Raw genomic sequence first — 15,555 nt, 5'->3', positions numbered from 1 at the left:
CTTCGACGCCCCATGAAGGTTTACGGTAGCGCGCTGCGCACCTGCAACGTTCCATCCACCTTGCGCCCGTCTTCCAGGCTCAGCCGCAACGGCAGCTGCGCCCCCGCTTTCAGCGCCACCTCCGGCTGCATCAACATCAGGTGCAGGCCACCGGGTTTCAGCTCGACCGTCGCGCCCGCCGCGATGGGCAGGCGCTCCACCGCGCGCATGCGGCTGACCCCGTCCACCAGCGTGGTTTCGTGCAGCGACACATCGCCGAACGCTTTGCTGCCGGCAGCGACCACCACCACCGGGGCGCGACAGTCATTGCGGATCTGGCCGTAGCCGGCCGCCATCGGCATCGCGCCCGGAGGCAGGCGAAGCCAACCATCGCGCAGCGACACGCAGGCGGGCTCCGCCGCCATGGCCACCGCCGATGCTGCGAACGCACACACCCCCAACAATACGCACACGAATGGTTTGGTTATCATCGGCTTCGTTCCCTGTCCGCAACGAGACTGCAGCATGACGACGCTCATCGAGGTGATCAACCATGGCCCCATCCGCGAACTGCGGCTGGCGCGTCCCCCGGTCAATGCGTTGGACACCGAGCTGTGCCGGCACCTGATCCAGGCGATCAACCAGGCCATGGCCGATGACGTGCACGGCATCGTGCTCTCGGGCAGCGAGCGCATCTTCAGCGCTGGCATGGACGTGCCGCACCTGCTCAGCCACGGCGAGGACAAGCACAAGCTGCTGGACAGCTGGCAGGCCTTCTTCGGCGCAGTGCGCACGCTGGCCGAATGCCGCGTACCGGTAGTGGCCGCCCTGACCGGGCACGCCCCGGCCGGTGGCTGCGTGCTCGCCCTGTGCTGCGACTACCGGATCATCGCGCGCAGCCCCGATGCCGCCCATCCCACCGTGATCGGCCTGAACGAGGTCCAGGTCGGGCTGGTTGCGCCGGAAGGGATCCAGCGCCTGATGCGCCGCGTCGTCGGGCATCACCGGGCCACTACCCTGCTGGTCGGCGGCGAGATGGTGCCGGCCGAGCGTGCGCTGGAGATCGGGCTGGTTGATGAGGTGGTCGATGCCGACCTGGTCGTCGCCCGCGCCGTGGTCTGGCTGCAGGCCCTGCTCAAGCTGCCGCGGCAGCCGATGCTGCTGACCCGCACCATCGCCCGCGCCGACCTGCACGAGGCCCTGCACGCCGATCTGATCCAGCTCGACCGCTTCGTCGAGGCCTGGTACGCCCCGGACGCCCAGCAGGCGCTGCAGGGGCTGGTGGCCCGGCTGGGCAAGGGATGACCCGCCACGGCTGACGCACCCGCGCACACCGGTAGTGCCGGCCGCTGGCCGGCAACCAGGCAATGAATGATCGAAGTGGTGCGTGGTTGCCGGCCATGGGCCGGCACTACCCTATAATTTGCGTTCGCCCACCCCAGGTTGCTTCCCTTGTCCGCCACGCACGAACCCGTCGTTTCCGAGCTGATCGACCTGCTCTCGCTCGAACGCCTGGAAGACAATCTGTTCCGCGGCCAGAGCCGCGATATCGGCACCAAGTACGTCTTTGGCGGCCAGGTGCTGGGCCAGGCGCTGTCGGCCGCCCAGAAGACCGTCGAGAACGGCCGCCACGTGCACTCGCTGCACGCCTACTTCCTGCGCGCGGGCAACATCGACCATCCCATCGTCTATGACGTGGACCGCACCCGCGATGGCGGCAGCTTCTCCGTGCGCCGGGTCACCGCAATCCAGCACGGCAAGGTGATCTTCTTCTGCGCGGCCTCGTTCCAGCAGGCCGAGACCGGCGCCGAGCACCAGCACAAGATGCCGGAAGTGCCGCAGCCCGAAGACATCGAGCCGAACCAGCCGCTGCCGCAGGCGGTCCTGGATCGCCTGCCGATCAAGGTGCAGCGCTGGCTCTCGCGGGGCGGCCCGTTCGAGTTCCGCCACGTGTACCCGCGCGATGAACTCAATCCGCCCAAGCGTCCGCCGTACCACCAGGTGTGGCTGCGCCTGAACGAGACCGTTGGCGATGCCCCTGAGCTGCACCAGGCGCTGCTCGCCTACGCCTCGGATTTCCATCTGCTCGGCACCGCGACCTTCCCGCACGGCATCAGCTACTACCAGCCGCACGTGCAGATGGCCTCGCTGGACCACGCGATCTGGTTCCACCGCCCGTTCCGCGCCGACGATTGGCTGCTGTACTCGCTCGACAGCCCCAGCGCGCAGGATTCGCGCGGACTGGCGCGTGGCCAGTTCTTCACCCGCAACGGCATCCTGGTCGCCAGCACCGCACAGGAAGGCCTGATCCGGGTGGTCGAGGACAGTGCTGCGGCCGCCGCCGTACCGGCCAAGGACTGACATGAGACAGATCTTCAACAGCCAGCGCGTGGAAACCGTCGAAGGCGTGGCCCAGCTGCTGCGCGACGCCGGCATCGAAGTGCGCATCACCAACGGGCGCTCGTACCACAGCAAGCGCGGCAGCCAGTTCAGCTATCTGGACAAGGAAAAGGCCACTACCCACCCGACCCTGTGGGTGGTGCATGCCGACGACCAGCCGCGCGCCCGCGAGATCCTGCGCGATGCGCGCCTGCTGGAAACCACCCGCCGCGACCACCCGACCGCGCAGTTCGCGTTCCGCGACGAGGTCGCCCAGGCCGACGCCCCGCGCAACTGGGCCTGGCGCATCCGCATCGGCCTGCTGCTGGTGATCGCTGCCGTGGCGATGGTGGTGGTCATGCGCCACCGCGGCGCACCGGTCGTGGCGCCCGCCCCGGTACCGGTGACCCAGCCGGCCTCGACGCCAACCGCACCGGCCGCCACGCCGCCGGAAGAAGAGGAAGTGCGGGTCCGGATCCAGCCCACCGAATAACAGGTCGTGCCGGCCGCTGGCACGACCCGGTCACATCCGGGCCCGGCACGCGTCATGATGGGACCATCCCCGGGGGAGGACACCATGACGCCGCATCCGCTGACCACCACGCTCGAACGCGAGCTGCCCGCCGCCGCCGGTGGCTGCCAGCAGTCCTACGGCCGCATCGTGCTGGCCTGCCAGAACACGGTCACCGCGATCGCGCTGGCGATCACCCGCGACGTGCACGCCAGTGAGGACATCGCGCAGGAGGCCTTCATCAAGGCCTGGCAGCAGCTCAACCAGTTGCACAGCCATGCCAGCTTCCTGCCATGGCTGCGCCAGATCACCCGCAACCTGGCCCGCGACTGGCTGCGCGCCAACCGCGGCCGTCCGCTCTCCGGCGAAGCCGCCGAAATCGCCATCAACATGGCCGCCGACCCCAGCCCGAGCGCCCCGGAGCACCTGCAGCGGGTGGAAGAGGAACTGGCGGCCGAAGAGATCATCTCGGCGCTGCCCGAAGACAGCCGCGAGACCCTGCTGCTGTATTACCGCGAAGGCCAGAGCTCGCAGCAGGTCGCCGATCTGCTCGGCCTCAGCGATGCCGCCGTGCGCAAGCGCCTCTCGCGCGCTCGCGCCACCGTGCGCGACGAGATGATGCGCCGCTTCAGCGAGTTCGCGCGCAGCAGCGCGCCGAGTGCCGCGTTCGCCACGACGGTGGTCTCGATGGTGCTGGTCGCCGCGCCCGGTACGGCCAGTGCCGCGATCCTGCTCGGCACCGGGCTGGGTACCAGCAAGCTCGGGCTGGGCGGTGCCAGTGTTTCCGGCGGTGCCGCCCTGGGTTCACTGAGTGCGGCGGCCAGCCAGAGCCACGTGCTGCCGCCGGATTTCGCCTGGGGCGCGATCGCCAGCAGCGTGGTCGGGGGCGTACTGGGCAGCTACCTGGGGGGCCGTTACCTGCTCTCCTACGCCGAGAACGAGAGTGAGCGAGCCGCCATCCGCGGGTTCGTGCACTACAGCACGTTCACTGCCATGCTGACGTGCGTCGCCGTCTTCGCCCTGAGCTTCCTGCCGCTGGCCTGGTACTGGCCCGTGGTGGCGTTGGCGATCGGGCTTGGCCTGATCAACTATCAGTGTCTCGTTCCGCTGCAGCGGATCATGGCCCCGATGATCGCGCGCGATGCGGCGCGCCATGGACGCACCGGCCCGAACTGGAAATACGAGTCGCTGTACGGCCGCAAGGCGCTGTGGGTGATGAACCTGTTCGTGGTCGGCACCATCGTCTGGGCGATGTACAGGAACGGCCGGATCTGACACAGAAAAGCGCCGGTCGATGACCGGCGCTTTCGTCCTGCAGCTCCAGCGGGATGCTTACTTCGCCGCCGGTGCCTTCGGCGCCATCGGCGGCTTGCCGTCGCGGTGCTTGCCATCGCGATGATCGCCACGCGGGCCAGCGAACGGGCCCTTGGCTGCATCGAACTCGGCCTTGCTCAGCTGGCCGTCCTTGTTGGTGTCGGCCGCGGCGAACCAGGCGTCACGATGCTGCTTCATGCGCAGCTCGCGGTCGGCCTTGTCCAGGTAGCCATCCTTGTTGACGTCCATCTCATCGAAGCGCGCGGCCAGGCGCGGATCGGCCTTGGCTTCCTCACGGCTGATGCGGCCATCCTTGTTGGTGTCCAGCTTGGCCATCCAGTCGCCATGGCCACCCGGGCCACGCCCGTGGCGCTTGCCGTGCCCGCGCGGCAGTTCCTCGCGGGAGAGCTTGCCGTCCTTGTTGGTGTCCAGGGTGTCGAACTGCGCGGCCAGGCGCGGGGCCTTCGCCGCTTCGGCGCGGTCGATGAAGCCATCGCCATTGGTATCCAGCTTGGCGCGGGCAGGCTTGTCGCCGGCGACGGGGGTATCGGCGGCGACCGCCAGGCCGGCAGCACCGGTGGACAGCAGCAGGGCCAGCAGCAGGAGGGATTTGCGGTTGCGCATGGGTAACTCCGGTTCGTAAGGGATTCTGCGTGTGGTGCATGGCACCCACACCGGTAACAACGCGTGGGCGCCAGCAGCGTTGACGGCCCGGCCGGCCACGTTCATTTGGCAGACAGTCGCGCCGGCTGCGACGGCACGGGGCTATGCTGTGGGCATGGCAATACACGGCGACCGCGACGACGAGCTGCGACTGTTCCAGACCGGCGACCACCCCTGTGGCTACTGGCCGGAACGGGCCGCACGCGATCTGGTGCTCGATCCCAACGATCCGCGGCTGGGCACGCTGTACCCGATGGCGCTGGGCTGGGGCTTCCGCCGCTCCGGCGATCTGGTCTACCGCCCGCACTGCGCCGACTGCCACGCCTGCGTGGCCGTGCGCATCCCCGTGGCCCGCTTCGCGCCGGACCGCAGCCAGCGCCGCTGCCTGGCCCGCAGTGCGGACCTGGAAGTGCGCATCGTCGCGGCCGAGCAGACCGACGAGCAGTTCGCGCTGTACCACCGCTACCTCACCCACCGCCACGCGCAGGGCGGCATGGACGAGCACGGCCCGCACGAGTTCGACCAGTTCCTGATCGGGCGCTGGTCGCAGGGCCGCTTCATCGAGATCCGCGGCCCGGCCGCGGACGGCCACCGCGGCCCCCTGCTCGCGGTCGCCGTGACCGATGTGACCCCGCAGGGGCTCTCGGCGGTCTATACCTTCTTCGACCCTGACCAGGCCCATCGCGGCCTGGGCACCTTCGCGATCCTGCAGCAGATCGCCTGGGCCCAGCGCGAGCAGCTGCCGCACCTGTACCTGGGTTACTGGATCCGCGACCACCGCAAAATGGACTACAAGCGACGGTTCCGCCCGCTGGAGGCCTACGATGGGCGCCGCTGGCACGCCTTCGATGACGAACGGGACGGCCGCTGACGCAACACTGACACCGTGCCGGGTGCAAAATAGGCGGATGAAAGCCCATCCCCTGATCCTTGCCCTGGCCCTGCTCTGCGGCGCCTGCGCACAGACCCCTGCCAAGACCGCCGCCATGCCGGAGACTGCTTCCGCACCGCTGCGGATCGCCACCTACAACACCTCCCTGTACAGCGACGAGACCGGCGGCCTGATCGCCGAGCTCGAAGGCGACAGCGAACACGCGCGCAAGATCGCCGCCGTCCTGCAGCAGGTCCGTCCGGATCTGGTGCTGCTCAACGAGTTCGACTACGACGATGCCCACCGCGCCGCCGACCTGTTCCAGCAGCGCTACCTGGAAACCGCCCAGCCCGGCGGCGGCGAGCCGCTGCACTACGCTTACCGCTACCTCGCCCCGGTCAACACCGGCGTGCAGAGCGGCCTGGACCTGGACAACAACGGCGAGATCGGCGGCGAAGGCCGCGCCCGTGGCAACGATGCCTGGGGCTACGGCCTGCACCCGGGCCAGTACGGCATGCTGGTGCTGTCGCGCTACCCGATCGACGAGGCCAAGGTCCGCAGCTTCCAGCTGCTGAAGTGGAGCACCATGCCCGGCGCGCTGCGCCCGATCGATCCGCGCACCGGTAAATCCTTCTACAACGACCACGTCTGGTCGCAGCTGCGCCTGTCCTCCAAGTCGCATTGGGACGTGCCGGTGAACACCCCGAACGGCACCGTGCACGCCCTGGTCTCGCACCCCACCCCGCCGGTCTTCGACGGCCCGGAAAAGCGCAACGCCGCCCGCAACCACGACGAACTGCGCCTGTGGCAGGACTACCTCAAGGACCGCGACACGTCCTGGCTGTGCGATGACCGTGGCCACTGTGGCGGCCTTCCGCAGGATGCGCGCTTCGTCATCCTCGGCGACCTCAACAACGACCCGATCGACGGCGACGGCCGCCACGAAGCCATCGTCGAACTGATCGAAAACCCGCGTGTCCTGCGCTACCCCACCCCACGCAGCGTCGGCGCAGAGCAGACCAGCCTGGCCTACGCCGAAAAAGGCATCGTCCGCAAGGGCGCCCCCTTCCACGCCACCGGCGACTTCGGCCCCAATTCCGGCACCATGCGCCTGGATTACGTCCTGCCCTCGGTCGGCTTCAGCTACCTCGGCAGCGGCGTGTTCTGGCCGTCCAATGACAGCCCGGAAGCAAAAATCGCCGACGGCAGCGACCACCACCTCGTGTGGGTCGACCTGAAGTAAGGCCCGCGTCGCTCTTAACAAAAAAACGGCGAGCCAAGGCTCGCCGTTTTTCGTTTGCTCCGCTGTTCGAACCGCGCAACCGACCTTCCACGAGGAGGTGATCGGGCAGACCGATCACCTCACACCGGCAGCACCCAAGGCGCCCTGCCTCACGACCGCAACTCGATCCCGATCGCCTCAGCCGCCTCACGCGCGATCTTCCGCGCCTCATCGATGTCCCCGCCACGCGCCAGCGTCACCCCGACCCGGCGATGCCCATGCACGCTCGGCTTGCCGAACAGACGCAGTGCCGAATCCGGATGCACCAGCGCCGCGGCCACGTTGCTGAAGAACGGGACACCCTCGCCGTGTGCCAACAGCGCGCACGAGGCCGACGGACCGCTCTGGCGGATCACCGGAATCGGCAGCCCCAGGATCGCGCGCGCATGCAGCGCGAACTCACTGAGCTCCTGCGAAGCCAACGTCACCAGACCGGTGTCATGCGGACGCGGCGACACCTCGCTGAACCACACCTCGTCGCCCTTCACGAACAACTCGACCCCGAACAGACCCCAGCCGCCCAGCTCATCGGTGATCGCCTGCGAGATCTCCTCCGCCCGTGCCAGCGCACGCGGCGACATCGGCTGCGGCTGCCAGCTCTCGCGGTAATCCCCGTCCTTCTGCCAATGGCCGATCGGGGCACAGAACGACGTGCCACCGGCATGGCGCACGGTCAGCAGCGTGATCTCGTACTCGAAGTCGATGAACCCTTCCACGATGCAGCGCCCGGCCCCGGCACGGCCGCCGGTCTGCGCGTACTCCCAGGCCGGGGCGATGTCCGCCTCGCTGCGCAGCGTGCTCTGGCCCTTGCCCGAGGAGGACATCACCGGCTTGACCACGCACGGCAGCCCGATCGCCGCCACGGCGGCACGGTACTCGGCTTCGGTATCCACGAAGCGGTACGGCGAGGTCGGCAGGCCCAGCGTCTCGGCGGCCAGACGGCGGATGCCCTCGCGGTCCATGGTCAGGCGCGCGGCACGCGCGGTTGGCACGACCCGCAGGCCCTGCTCCTGTTCCAGCTGGACCAGCGTCTCGGTGTGGATCGCCTCGATCTCCGGCACCACCAGGTGCGGCTTCTCCTGCGCGATCAGCGCGCGCAGCGCCATCGCGTCGAGCATGTCGATCACGTACGAGCGGTGCGCCACCTGCATCGCCGGGGCATCGGCATAACGGTCGGCGGCGATCACCTCCACCCCCAGCCGCTGCAGTTCGATGGCGACCTCCTTGCCAAGTTCACCGGATCCCAGCAGCAGCACACGGGTGGCGGAAGGAGACAGCGGCGTACCGAGCGTGGACATGGCGGTGTTCCGGGCAACAGAGACGGGAGGGCATTCTAGCCGCTGCGGCCGCCCCATGGCCGGCTGGCCCGGCACTTGCGGACTGATATCAATTTGATATCGTCCTATCAACTACCCAAGGACGCCCTGCCATGAAAGAGAAGTCGATCCGCTCGCTGTCCGGCCTGCCCTTCCTGCTGCTGGTCCTGGCCCTGACCGGGCTGGCGGCCTGGCTGTTCGTGGCCGGCGTGGAGCGTGGCAACCGCAACCCGGCGCTGATCGTGGCAGGCCTGCTGCTGGCCACCACCGCCCTGGTCAGCCTGGTCGGGCTGTATACCGTGCAGCCCAACCAGGCGGTGGTGGTCAGCCTGTTCGGCAAGTACGTCGGCACCGTGAAGGAGAACGGCCTGCGCTGGAACAACCCGTTCTTCACCAAGGTCAAGGTGAGCCAGCGCGTGCGCAACTTCGAAAGCGGCAAGCTGAAGGTCAACGAGCTGGACGGCAGCCCGATCGAGATTGCCGCGGTGATCGTGTGGCAGGTGGTGGACGCCTCCGAGGCCGTCTACAACGTGGACGACTACGAAAGCTTCGTGCACATCCAGTCCGAATCGGCGCTGCGTGCGATGGCCACCAGCTACCCGTATGACCAGCACGAGGAGGGCCAGTTGTCGCTGCGCAGCCATGCCGCCGAGATCTCCCAGCACCTCAAGGACGAACTGGCCGAGCGCCTGGCTGATGCCGGGGTGCAGGTGATCGATGCGCGCATCAGCCACCTCGCCTACGCGCCGGAAATCGCCCAGGCGATGCTGCAGCGCCAGCAGGCCAACGCGGTCATTGCTGCGCGCACGCGGATCGTGGCCGGTGCGGTCGGCATGGTTGAGATGGCCCTGGCCGAACTGCAGAAGAACGGCGTGGTGCAGCTCGATGAAGAGCGCAAGGCGCACATGGTGAGCAACCTGCTGACCGTGCTGTGTTCGGACCGTGGCACCCAGCCGGTGGTCAACGCCGGTTCGCTGTATTGATGCACCCACGTGCCGACCCAGGGTCGGCACTTACCAACGCAGCCCGGCGCCGAGGGGACGGCACGGGGTGTGGATAAAGGACCCCGCATGACCGAAAAGAAAGCGTACCCGCTGCGTATCAATGCCGACGTCCTGGCGGCGGCGCAGCGCTGGGCCGACGACGAGCTGCGCAGCCTCAACGCGCAGATCGAATACGTGCTGCGCGATGCGCTGCGCAAGGCCGGACGCCTTCCCAGACCTACCACCGACAAGGAGAGCAAGTCATGAGCAAGCGCTGGAACTACCTGACCATTGAAGTGAAGCCAAATCTGATGGGAATCGTCAACGCCGAGCAGATCCAGCAGGAACTGACCAGGCAGGGCCAACTGGGCTGGGAGCTGGTCAACGCGATCAGCCTGGTGTCGGCACCTCCGTTCACAACGACGGTGCTGCTCTTCAAGAAGGAGGCATGAGGTGAGTGCACTTCACCGCTTCGACGTCGCCCCATCGCCGGCCTGGCGGTTGCTGTGGTTGTGGATTCCGCTGCTGCTGGTCGCTGGCGTGATGGTGGGCACCGCGCTGGATGCACCGGAGCGCTCGCACACCGAACTGTTCATCACCCTGCCGTTCCTGGCGGTGCTGGCCGCGGCGCTGACCTGGGCGTACACCCGGCGCAGCATCGTGCTGCACCAGGACACGCTGGAGGTGCAGTCGACCTTCTACCGCAAGCGCGTGCCGGTGAGCGCCATGCGCCTGGATGAGGCGCGCATCGTCGATTTCGCCGAGCATGGCCGCTACAAGCCCACGATCAAGACCAACGGCTACGGCATGCCCGGGTTCCAGTCCGGTCATTACCGGATGGCCGACCGCAGCAAGGCGTTCTGCCTGATCACCGACAGCAGCCGTGTGCTGCACCTGCCGCTGCGCGATGGCAGCGCCGTGCTGGTCAGCCCGGAGCGCCCACGGGCACTGCTCGATGCGCTGCAGGCGCTGGCCGGACCGCCGCGCGCGCACTAAGCTGACCGCATGCGCCGATCTCCCGCCCTGCTGATCAACACCGCCGAGATCGAACTGTGGCCCGGCGGCCTGCTGCGTGCACGCGGCTCTGCCGACGCGCGCGCCCTGGCCCGCGCCCAGTGGGTACTGCGGCGCAAGCGCGATGGGCGCTACCTCGCCGTCGCTACCGCCCACGGCGTGCTGCCGCTGGTGCCGCGCCTGATGCGCGAGCCGGGCATCGAGGAGGCGCTGGATGCGTTGGACCGCCAGCTGCTGGAGCACCGCCGTGGCGGCGCGCCCGATGCGGTGCTGCCCCTGAGTGGACTGCAGCATCGCCTCGAAACCCTCGGGATTGATGCCGATGCCTACGAGGCCGCGACCGGACTGGCACTGGAGGCCGAACCGGCGCAGCTGCACCTGGCCGGGTTCGACCGCTACCGTCGCCCCCTCTGGCTGCGCCGTGAGGCCGCCCGGGGCTGGCAACGCCTGCGCCAGCAGGCGTCCGCCGATGGCATCGCACTGGATGCGATCTCCGGTTACCGCAGCCACGATTACCAGCTCGGCATTTTCGCGCGCAAGCGCGGCCGTGGGCTGAGCGTGGAGGACATCCTCACGGTCAACGCCGCGCCCGGGTACAGCGAACACCACAGCGGCTACGCGTTGGATATCGGCACCCCGGGCGAACCGCCGGCGGAAGAATCGTTCGAGTCGACTGCCGCGTTCGCGTGGCTGGGCGAGCATGCCGGGCGCTTCGGGTTCCAGCTGAGCTACCCGCGCGACAACCCGCACGGGATCGTCTACGAACCGTGGCACTGGTGCTGGCGCGCCGCCACACCCTGACCGGGGCGCCGAAGCCGCCGGCCGCGTAGCCTCACCCCTGCGACCGATCGGTCGTCGCCTTCGGATCCACCGTGAAATCGGCGATCCGCCACAGGTACAGGCTGGCGTAGGTCCGGAACGGCCCCCATTTCTCGCCGCGGGCGAGCAGCTCTTTCGGGCTGGGCATCCGCTCGGCCTTGTCCACGCGCTGGGCGCCCTTGCGGACTCCCAGGTCGTCCACCGGCAGGATGTCCGGGCGGCCGAGCCGGAACATCAGCATCATCTCCACCGTCCAGCGGCCGATGCCGCGGATCGGCACCAGCGCATCGATGATGGCGTCGTGGTCCATCACCGACATCCGGCGCAGGTCGGGAATCTCGCCGGCCGCCTCGCGCCGCGCAAGGTCGCGCAGCGCCAGTGTCTTGTTGCCCGATACCCCGCACACCCGCAGGCCCGCATCGTCGATGCGCGACAGCGTATCGGCGTGCAGACGGGGACTGCCGATGGCGGTCTCCACGCGCCCGACGATGGTCGAGGCCGCCTTTCCGCTGAGCTGCTGGAACAGGATCGCGCGCGCGAGCGCATCGACCGGGTCGAAGGTCTTCGCCCAGCCGGGCTGCGCCTGGATGGGGCCGAGCCGCTTCATCCAGGTGCCCAGCCGCCGGTCGCGCCGACTCAACCAGTCATGCGCTTCATCAACATCGAAGCCGCGGCGGTACCGGGGCATGTCAGCGCCTCAGCGCATTCAGGCCGTAGGCCAGCCAGCCCACCATCAGCGCGGTGCCACCGACCGGCGCCAGCTGGGTGCTGAGCTTCCACAGCGCGCCAGCCACCAGGCTGCCGGAGAACAGCAGCGTGCCGATCAGCAGGACATACAGCGCCAGGCGGCCCAGCGTGTTCTGCTGCGTGGGGCCCAGCACCGCCAGCGCCACGCCGTGCCCGAACGCGTACAGCGCCGCCGTGGTCACGTGCGACTGCGCCAGCGGGTCGGCGATGCCGTGCGAAGCATAGGCCGACAGCCCGACCGCGGTGGCCGCCAGCAGGCCGCCCAGGCCGGCCAGCAGGGAGGGTTTGCGCGTGCGTCGTTCCAGGTTGAGCATGCTTGCGTCCTTCAGACAGTGCCCCGCTGGCGGAGCCAAAAAAAAACGCGCCGCAGGAAGCGGCGCGTTTCAGGTCGTGCGTTACATCACGGCAACCGTCGGTTTACTTGACGGCCCAGTAGATGTCGTACGTGCCTTCCGGAGTGAACGACTTGTCCACGCCGTCCTTCCAGGACTCGTACGGACGATCGATCACTTCGTTGCCGCCGGTCACCGACCACGCACGCAGGGCGTTGCGGGCGATGTCCAGGCCAGCCATGTGGCCGGTGTAGGCCGCGTGGGCCGAACGGTGCGGAGCGACATGCACGTACTTGACCGGGGCACCACCGTCGATCTTCACCGTCAGGGCTTCGGCAGTCGCGCCTTCAGCACCCTTCTTCTTGACCGGCTGGGCCACGTCGAAGGCGTACTTCTCGGCGCCGAAATCGGTGGTGATGATGCGGAACGGACCGGCGGCTTCGAGGTTGTTGGCCTCCATGACGCGCTTGATCCACTCCTGGTTGTCCTTGATGGACTTGGTGATGGTCTCCTGGCCGCGGTCCACGTTGCCGGCGGTGACGACCAGCAGGTCCTCGGCCGGGACGTCCACGATGGCCAGATCGGTCAGCGGGGCTTCGGCGGTGCGGTAGTCCACGTTCGGCACGGTGGCCAGCATGTTGGCCATGCGCGACAGACCCAGCTTCAGGTCGTCGCCGGCGTGACGGCTGACGTACAGGCCAGCGTAACGACCGAACAGGTTGAAACCGTACTTGACGTTGTAGTCCTGCGTGATCTTGACGTTGCGGCCACCCTTGCCGGTCGGCTCGAGGGTGAAGTTGGTCACCTTGTCGTGGCCCTTGCTCTCGTCCTCGATGGCGATGGCAACGTGCTTGTTCTGCTCGGACTCGGTGATCACCCAGCTACCCTGGCCCAAGGAACCTTCCTTGGAGGTGTAGTCCAGGCGTGCGCCGACGCCGGCAGCGGGGCCGGAGTGCTTCAGTTCAACGGCGGGATCGCGCAGCAAGAGCGGGTTCCAGTCCTTGAAGCGGCGCAGGCTGTTGACCGTGTCGAACACGATCGTCATCTTGCGGTTGGTCTCGATGCTTTCGGAAATATGGCGCTCGCCCGGCAGACATACGCCAATGATGACGAACAGGCCAGCCACGATCCCCAAGGCGATCAGGAACTCGATAATACGGGTCATTCAGGAGTCTCCGGGGCCGATCCCACGGCCGGGTTGATTGAAGCGAAGCGCCAATCCTAGCAGGCTTCGCCGGTGTTGTTGATCAGGGTTGGCACACCGGTTTCCATGTCGGCAGCGGTTTTGCATAGACAAGGAGCGGAAAGATAACGCATCGCGCGTGTCAGCACGTAGCGGATGGACAATATTTCTTTGCCGGATTCGGCCGTCAGGCCCGAAAACACCCCCGCATCGCTTGCGCCGCAAGGGTTTCACGAAATTCGGCAAATACGTCGGGACCGGCGGCTGCACGATGGCCTCCGCCGGTCCGCCCGGCTCAGACCAGCTGCAGTTCGAAGGCCTTGAGCACGGCCCGGGTGCGGTCGCGCACGCCCAGCTTGGAGAGGATGTTGGACACGTGGTTCTTGATGGTGCCCTCGGCCACACCCAATGAATTGGCGATCTCCTTGTTGGAGAAGCCGCTGGCCATCAGCCGCAGGATCTCGGTCTCGCGGTCGGTCAGCGGGTCGGGCCGGTCCAGGCTCACGAACTCGTTGCGCATGTGCTCCAGCCCGGACAGCAGCCGCTGGGTGACCGCCGGCTGGACCAGCGAGCCGCCATCGGCCACGGTCCGGATCGCCCCCACCAGCTGGTCCAGGGTCACATCCTTGAGCAGATAGCCCTTGGCGCCGGCCTTGAGCCCGGCCAGCACCAGCTGGTCGTCATCGAAGGTGGTCAGGATGATGGTCGGCGGCAGCTGGTTCAGCCGCGACAGCATCTGCAGCGCCTCCAGGCCGGACATCACCGGCATGCGCATGTCCATCAGGACCACGTCCGGGCGGACCTGCGGGACCACCTCGACTGCCTGGCGGCCATCGGCGGCCTCGGCGACCACCTCGATGCCGTCATCGAGCGCCAGCAGCGAGCGGATCCCCTGCCGCACCAGGGTTTGGTCGTCGACCAGGCAGACGCGAATCATCAACGCACTCCTTCAATGACAGCGCTCAGCATCAATACTGGCACGCCGGGTACCGAGGCACGAAGGCGGAAGCCCTGGCCCCGGCGGGTTTCGATCTGCAGCTCACCACCGCATTGTTGCAGGCGCTCGCGCATCCCGCGCAACCCGTTGCCGACCACGATGCCGTCGGCCCCCACCCCGTCATCATGCGCTTCCAGCACCACGATGCCCGGTGGCTCGCGCCGGACCTTGATCCACAGGTTGCGCGCGCCGGCGTGGCGCACCGCATTGGTGATGATTTCCTGGGTGCAGCGCAGCAGTACGTGGGCCCGCTCGGGGTCTTCCACGCTCAGCGGCTCGTCGATATCCAGGTGGATGTCCAGCGAGGGGACCTGCTCGGTCAGCGGGCGCAGGGCCGCGGCCAGGTCGATCGCGCCGCTGTCGCGCAGCTGGCTCACCGCCTCGCGCACGTCGGTCAGCAGCAGCTTGGCCAGGGTGTGGGCCTGGTGCACATGCTCCTGGGCCTGGCCCTCGGTGATGTGGCCGGCCACCTCCAGGTTGAGGCTGAGGGCGGTGAGGTGGTGGCCCAGCAGGTCGTGCAGCTCGCGGGAGATGCGGGTGCGTTCATTGACCCGGGCGCTTTCGGCCAGCAGCACGCGGGTCGCGCGCAGCTCGGTATTGAGCCGGCGCTGTTCCTCGCGGGCATCGGTCTGCTGCCGGGCCACCAGGCTGGTCACGAAGATGAACATGGAGAAGCCGCCATACAGCAGCGACTGCATCACCGCCTCGAACAGCGAGAAATTCAGGATCAGGTAGTAGACCGGCAGGACCGCCAGCTGGCTCAACAACAGCCAGATCACCCCGCCGCGCACCGGCAGCATCCAGGGAATGACCCCGGCAGCGACCATCATCAGGATGCTGCCCAGGCCCGAACCGCTCAGGTAGCTCACGCCCAGCGCCGAGGCAGTGAGCAGCACCAGCATGACCCGGTCGTACCAGCGCGAGTGGCCGCCGTTGCGCAGCCCGCGGGTCAGCCAGAAGTAGCCGGCACCGAAGGCCAGGTACGCGGCGAACAGCCACAGCGCCCACGCATCGACGCCACCGCCGCGGCGCAACAGCGCTTCGTACTGCGAGTAAACCAGAGGAAGTCCGACCATGACCCAGGTGAACAGGCCGGCCAGTCGCAGTACTCGGGTGTGGCTGAGGTATCCCAACATGGACGCATAGTAGGCTGAACCTGTTCCCC

19 protein-coding genes are annotated in these 15,555 nt (G+C 67.9%); 11 read left to right on the top strand and 8 right to left on the bottom strand.

Going from position 1 to position 15,555, the window contains the following annotated elements; translation table 11 throughout:
• Positions 1-20: 20 nt before the first annotated feature.
• A complete protein-coding gene (locus tag BIZ42_RS14755) occupies positions 21-470 on the bottom strand; it encodes a copper chaperone PCu(A)C (RefSeq protein WP_070426860.1) in 450 nt (149 codons plus the stop codon).
• A gap of 34 nt (positions 471-504) precedes the next feature.
• Here BIZ42_RS14755 and BIZ42_RS14750 point away from each other — a divergent pair, with 34 nt between their 5' ends.
• From BIZ42_RS14750 to BIZ42_RS14735, 4 genes are all read left to right on the top strand, one after another.
• Positions 505-1,284, top strand: a complete 780-nt coding sequence (locus tag BIZ42_RS14750; RefSeq protein WP_070426859.1) for an enoyl-CoA hydratase/isomerase family protein — start codon at positions 505-507, stop codon at positions 1,282-1,284.
• 147 nt (positions 1,285-1,431) lie between these two features.
• Positions 1,432-2,340, top strand: a complete 909-nt coding sequence (gene tesB / locus BIZ42_RS14745) for an acyl-CoA thioesterase II (RefSeq protein ID WP_026069994.1) — start codon at positions 1,432-1,434, stop codon at positions 2,338-2,340.
• A gap of 1 nt (position 2,341) precedes the next feature.
• The gene (locus BIZ42_RS14740) at positions 2,342-2,851 is read left to right on the top strand and encodes a DUF2007 domain-containing protein (protein WP_070426858.1); all 510 of its coding nucleotides are present in this window, start codon (positions 2,342-2,344) and stop codon (positions 2,849-2,851) included.
• A gap of 84 nt (positions 2,852-2,935) precedes the next feature.
• A complete protein-coding gene (locus BIZ42_RS14735) occupies positions 2,936-4,144 on the top strand; it encodes an RNA polymerase sigma factor (protein ID WP_070426857.1) in 1,209 nt (402 codons plus the stop codon).
• A gap of 57 nt (positions 4,145-4,201) precedes the next feature.
• Here the strand turns inward: BIZ42_RS14735 and BIZ42_RS14730 are convergent, their stop codons facing one another.
• Complete coding sequence (locus tag BIZ42_RS14730) at positions 4,202-4,807, bottom strand: EF-hand domain-containing protein (RefSeq protein ID WP_070426856.1); 606 nt, start codon at positions 4,805-4,807, stop codon at positions 4,202-4,204.
• 154 nt (positions 4,808-4,961) lie between these two features.
• Here BIZ42_RS14730 and BIZ42_RS14725 point away from each other — a divergent pair, with 154 nt between their 5' ends.
• Both BIZ42_RS14725 and BIZ42_RS14720 read left to right on the top strand, forming a co-directional pair.
• Complete coding sequence (locus tag BIZ42_RS14725; RefSeq protein WP_070426855.1) at positions 4,962-5,717, top strand: arginyltransferase; 756 nt, start codon at positions 4,962-4,964, stop codon at positions 5,715-5,717.
• Positions 5,718-5,754: 37 nt separating this feature from the next.
• Positions 5,755-6,960 carry an endonuclease/exonuclease/phosphatase family protein gene (locus BIZ42_RS14720; RefSeq protein WP_070426854.1) on the top strand — a complete coding sequence of 402 codons (1,206 nt, stop codon included), beginning with the start codon at positions 5,755-5,757 and terminating at the stop codon, positions 6,958-6,960.
• Positions 6,961-7,109: 149 nt separating this feature from the next.
• Here the strand turns inward: BIZ42_RS14720 and purT are convergent, their stop codons facing one another.
• On the bottom strand, positions 7,110-8,297 hold the full coding sequence (purT, locus tag BIZ42_RS14715; RefSeq protein ID WP_070426853.1) for a formate-dependent phosphoribosylglycinamide formyltransferase: 1,188 nt from the start codon (positions 8,295-8,297) through the stop codon (positions 7,110-7,112).
• Positions 8,298-8,428: 131 nt separating this feature from the next.
• Between purT and BIZ42_RS14710 the strand changes: the two genes are divergently transcribed.
• From BIZ42_RS14710 to BIZ42_RS14690, 5 genes are all read left to right on the top strand, one after another.
• Entirely contained in the window at positions 8,429-9,298 is an 870-nt protein-coding gene (locus BIZ42_RS14710; RefSeq protein WP_070426852.1) for an SPFH domain-containing protein, read from the top strand.
• Positions 9,299-9,385: 87 nt separating this feature from the next.
• Complete coding sequence (locus BIZ42_RS14705) at positions 9,386-9,565, top strand: hypothetical protein (protein WP_046272204.1); 180 nt, start codon at positions 9,386-9,388, stop codon at positions 9,563-9,565.
• Positions 9,562-9,750 carry a DUF4177 domain-containing protein gene (locus tag BIZ42_RS14700; RefSeq protein ID WP_070426851.1) on the top strand — a complete coding sequence of 63 codons (189 nt, stop codon included), beginning with the start codon at positions 9,562-9,564 and terminating at the stop codon, positions 9,748-9,750. The genes BIZ42_RS14705 and BIZ42_RS14700 overlap by 4 nt, the downstream gene beginning before the upstream one ends.
• Before the next feature lies 1 nt (position 9,751).
• Positions 9,752-10,294, top strand: a complete 543-nt coding sequence (locus BIZ42_RS14695) for a PH domain-containing protein (protein WP_070426850.1) — start codon at positions 9,752-9,754, stop codon at positions 10,292-10,294.
• Positions 10,295-10,303: 9 nt separating this feature from the next.
• Complete coding sequence (locus BIZ42_RS14690) at positions 10,304-11,113, top strand: M15 family metallopeptidase (RefSeq protein ID WP_070426849.1); 810 nt, start codon at positions 10,304-10,306, stop codon at positions 11,111-11,113.
• A 31-nt stretch (positions 11,114-11,144) separates the two neighbouring features.
• Here the strand turns inward: BIZ42_RS14690 and BIZ42_RS14685 are convergent, their stop codons facing one another.
• The 5 genes from BIZ42_RS14685 to BIZ42_RS14665 all read right to left on the bottom strand — a co-directional run bounded on the left by BIZ42_RS14685 (position 11,145) and on the right by BIZ42_RS14665 (position 15,526).
• Positions 11,145-11,819, bottom strand: a complete 675-nt coding sequence (locus tag BIZ42_RS14685; protein WP_070426848.1) for a DNA-3-methyladenine glycosylase — start codon at positions 11,817-11,819, stop codon at positions 11,145-11,147.
• 1 nt (position 11,820) lies between these two features.
• The gene (locus BIZ42_RS14680) at positions 11,821-12,192 is read right to left on the bottom strand and encodes a DUF423 domain-containing protein (RefSeq protein ID WP_019184537.1); all 372 of its coding nucleotides are present in this window, start codon (positions 12,190-12,192) and stop codon (positions 11,821-11,823) included.
• 103 nt (positions 12,193-12,295) lie between these two features.
• On the bottom strand, positions 12,296-13,375 hold the full coding sequence (locus BIZ42_RS14675; RefSeq protein WP_019184538.1) for an SRPBCC family protein: 1,080 nt from the start codon (positions 13,373-13,375) through the stop codon (positions 12,296-12,298).
• Positions 13,376-13,688: 313 nt separating this feature from the next.
• Positions 13,689-14,330, bottom strand: coding sequence for a response regulator transcription factor (locus BIZ42_RS14670; RefSeq protein WP_019184539.1), 642 nt, complete (start codon positions 14,328-14,330; stop codon positions 13,689-13,691).
• Positions 14,330-15,526 carry a sensor histidine kinase gene (locus BIZ42_RS14665; protein ID WP_019184540.1) on the bottom strand — a complete coding sequence of 399 codons (1,197 nt, stop codon included), beginning with the start codon at positions 15,524-15,526 and terminating at the stop codon, positions 14,330-14,332. Before BIZ42_RS14665 ends, BIZ42_RS14670 begins: the two co-directional genes overlap by 1 nt.
• Between the last annotated feature and the right edge of the window lie 29 nt (positions 15,527-15,555).

The organism is Stenotrophomonas sp. LM091 (assembly GCF_001806305.1).
GTDB classification, from domain to species: Bacteria; Pseudomonadota; Gammaproteobacteria; order Xanthomonadales; family Xanthomonadaceae; genus Stenotrophomonas; species Stenotrophomonas bentonitica_A.
The sequence above is the reverse complement of the archived record's forward strand: the minus strand, read 5'-3'. Positions and strand labels throughout refer to the sequence as shown.